Below are 3,766 nucleotides of genomic sequence, written 5' to 3'. Positions count from 1 at the left end.
CCGCCGCTCGAGATGCATCGTCAATGGCGTACTCCGAGTTGCAGCGCCGCGCTGGTGCCCGCGCCGGACACGAAGCCGAGCACGCCGCTGTTGAAGAGGAAGTGGTCCGGCGCACCGAGGCTGGATTCCACCACGCCCGGCACCGGCTTGTCGTAGCTCAGCGTCGCGGTCGTGCCCGCGAGGTTGAAGCCGGTGCCGGTCACGGTGGCCGCGGCGTTCTCGCCCTTCACGCTGGCCATCACGTAGCTGCCGTCGGCCGCGCCCGCGGTCAGGCTCAGCTGCGTCGCGTGCAGGCGCAGGCCGAAGCTGGTGGCCGATTCGCGCACCAGGTGCATCGGCACCGCAGCGCCGTTCACCAGGCCGATCACCATCGAGCCGGTGAGCGTGCCGCCGGTGGTGGTGGCGCCGCCGGTCGGCGCGGTGGTGCGCAGGTCGAAGGCATTGCGCGTGCCGTTCCAGGTGATGTAGCCCTTCTCGGTCTCGGTGCAGTTGGCGTCGTAGACCATGAAGCTGCCGGCATTGCCCGCCGCGCTGCGGCAGTACTGGAAGGTGCCCGCGTTGCGCAGCCGCACCGCGCCGGCATAGGGCACGGCGCTGCCGCTGCCCTGCTGCACGCCGACCGTGTTGAAGATGTTCGCGACCGGGTTGAATACCGCGGGCGAGGCCGAGTTCTCGAAGGTGTTCTGGAACGCGAGCAGCGGTGCGAAGCCGCCGCCGCTCGGCGCGTTCACGCCGCCCAGCAGCACGCCGCCCGGCGCGAACGCGAACACCGCGCCGCTCTCGCCGCTGGTGTAGCTGCACTGGCCCTGCGACACCAGCGTGCCGCTGCGCGTGGTGCCGACGGTGCGCTGCAGGCTGGCGTCGACGGTGACGGTGTAGGCCATGGTGGCCGGGTCGATCTGCACGCGCAGCTCTTCGCCGAAGCTGTCGCCGCCCTTGTAGGTGGCAACGGCCGCGGGCAGGTTCGGGCAGGCCAGCGGATCGCCGACCTCGGTCACGCAGCTGTAGTTGACGGCCGCGTCGAGGCTGCCGCTGCCGCGGTACTTGGGCCAGGCCGGGAACTGGCACAGCGGGCGGGTGCGGCCGTAGGTGCCGGCCACCGCGTCCACCGCCACGCCGGTGGCGGGCGCGAGGCCGCCCTCGACCCAGCCCTCGAGCGCCGCGAGCGAATCCCAGTTGGGGATGAACACGCCGGTGCCGTGGCCCATGCCGGGCACGGTGTAGAAGCGCACGTTCTGGTCGACCGAGGCCTGGCCCACGGTGGCGATCAGCTGCTTGTAATAGTCGATGGTCGAGTTCGGGCTGATCACTTCATCGGCCAGGCCGTGCAGCATGATCAGCTTGCCGCCGTGCGCGAAGAAGGGCGCGAGGTCCGGGTTGGTGGCGTCGGTGAGGTTCGACACCTCGGTCACGCGCGCCGCGTAGGCGCCGGGGTTCAGCGGATCGAAGGTCAGCGTGTCGAAGCCCTCGATGCGCGTCACGAAGTACTTCACCCACTGGTCGCCGGTGACGTACATGTTGGCGTCGGCCGAGGTGGCCGGGTTGGCCGGCACCTTGCGCGTGCCGAGGTCGCGCGTGGTGTACGGGCCCGCCACCAGCGCGCCTTCGAGCAGGTTGTAGCCGCCCGCGCGCTTCACGCCGTTGCCCAGCGCGTAGCTCGTGAACTCGAGCGGCGACTCGATGGTGCGCACGGTATCGAGCTGCGCGTCGGACAGGCAGCCGTCGCCGGTGTCGGTGCCGCCGGTGCAGCGCAGCGAGGCGAGGATCTGCGTGTTGAGCTGGCGGCAGCTCTCGACGTTGCTCACGATGCCGTCGGCCGCGCCGTCGAGCTTGTCGCAGGCCTGCAGCACGGTCCGCTGCACCAGCAGCGTCTTGGCCACGTTCATCCAGCCCGCACCGCCGTTGTTGTAGAGCGCGCGGCCCACGGCCACGTTCGACAGCCGCGTGCCCGTGTAATTGAGCGCGGGCTCGTTGGCGATCACGCCGTCGTAGTCGAGCGGCCAGCGCTGGATGTAGCTCAGCGCATCGCGCCCGCCGGTCGAGGTGCCGAGGAAGTAGGCCTTCTTCGGCTTGCTGCCGTAGCGCGCGAGCACCAGCGCCTGCGCCACGTCGCGCGTCTTCTTGAGCGACTGGCCGCCGTAGTTGGCGAGCTGCTCGTCGTTGGCGGCGAAGCGGCCGTCGGTGATGCTGCTGGCCTGGTGGCCCGAGTCGTCGCCGTAGGTGGCATAGCCGAGCGCGAGCGGCGCGGGCTTTTCGCGCGGGCCGAAGCGGATCACCTCGGTGCCGTCGATCAGCACGCCGTCGAAGCCGCCGCCGCCGAAGTGGATGGTCTTCTGGTTCCACTTCTCGGGCAGGTTCAGCGCGAAGTTGATCAGCTGCGAGTTCGGGTCCACCGGCTGGATGGTGCCGCGCACGCGGCAGTAGTCGCCGTAGTTGTTGCCGGCATCGCCCGCGGCCACCGCGGTGGCGCTGGTCACGGTGGCGCCCTGCGTGGGCAGGCTGATCTGCGCGGCGGCCAGGGTCATGCCGGCGAGCTCGGCGCAGGCCTTCGCGGTCTGGGCCGGCGGCGGCTCCACCGGCGGGTTGCCGCCGTCGCCACCATTCCCTGGCGGATTGACGGGCAGGAACGGAAAGCCGCCGCCCCCTCCTCCGCCGCCACCGCAGGCGGCCAGGATCAGCGAGAGGCCCAGTGCGGTGGCACCGGCGCGCAGCATGGAGGGAAGGCCGAGTCGGGTCGGCACGGATGTCGGCAAGGGGCGCGGTGGGCGCATGGTCTTTGTCTCCGGAACACGGCCTCGTGGGGCCGCTCATTGAATAGGCGGCCGGACGATAGAAGCAGCCTGACCTAGGGTCAAATAAAATAACAAGGCACTTTCAATATGAAAAAAGTATGGAGATAAGACCGCTGCGCTACTTCGTGGCCGTCGCCGAGACCGGCCACATGACGCGCGCCGCCGAGCGCCTGGGCATCCAGCAACCGCCGCTGAGCCTGACCATCAAGGCGCTGGAACGCGAGCTCGGCGTGCTGCTGTTCAAGCGCCATCCGCGCGGCGTGACGCTGACCGACGCCGGCCGCCAGTTCCAGGCCGAGGCGCTGCGCATGCTGCAGGACATGGACGCGATGCGGCAGCGCATGGCGCGCGTGGCCAGCGGCCAGGCCGGCAGCCTGGCCGTGGGTTTCACCAGTTCGGCCGCCGCGCACCGCTTCGTGCCCGAGGCGCTGCGCGCGTTCCGGCGCGAGTACCCCGACGTCGAGCTGCAGCTCAGCGAGAACAACGCCGCCGAGATCACCGAGGCGCTGGCCGCGGGCCGCGTGCATTGCGGCCTGCTGCGCGTGCCGGTCGACCGGCCCGCGGGCCTGGCGTTCGAGACCCTGCTGCGCGAGCCGGTGCTGGTGGCGATGCCCAGCGACCACCGCTTCGCCACCGCGCGCAGCCAGCGCACGGCTTCCCGCCCACTGCCGCTGGCGAAGCTCTGCGAGGAAGACCTGATCCTGGTGCGGCGCCCCGGCGCGCCCGGCCTCTATGCCGAGCTGCTCGCGCTGTGCCATGCCAAGGGCCTGCGGCCGCGCGTGGTGGCCGAGGTCGAACGCATGATGACCAACCTCAACCTCGTGGCCGCGGGCGTCGGGCTGTCGGTGGTGCCGGCCTCGATGACCGGCGTGCATGCGCACGCGATCGCCTATGCGCCGCTGGCCGATGGCGGCGCGCTCGACGCGCCGCTCACGCTGGTGTCGCGCGCCGACGAGGACAACCTGCCCGCGCGC

2 protein-coding genes are annotated in these 3,766 nt (G+C 71.0%); one reads left to right on the top strand and one right to left on the bottom strand.

Annotated elements, in window-relative coordinates; translation table 11 throughout:
* Window positions 1–20: 20 nt before the first annotated feature.
* A complete protein-coding gene (locus tag AC27VN_RS35500) occupies window positions 21–2,714 on the bottom strand; it encodes a tannase/feruloyl esterase family alpha/beta hydrolase (protein ID WP_490879652.1) in 2,694 nt (897 codons plus the stop codon).
* 176 nt (window positions 2,715–2,890) lie between these two features.
* Here AC27VN_RS35500 and AC27VN_RS35495 point away from each other — a divergent pair.
* Window positions 2,891–3,766 (top strand): LysR substrate-binding domain-containing protein (locus tag AC27VN_RS35495; RefSeq protein ID WP_490879651.1); only part of this gene is annotated, 876 nt, incomplete at its 3' end.

The organism is Variovorax sp. 20P10.2.4 (assembly GCF_058244205.1).
The sequence above is the reverse complement of the archived record's forward strand: the minus strand, read 5'-3'. Positions and strand labels throughout refer to the sequence as shown.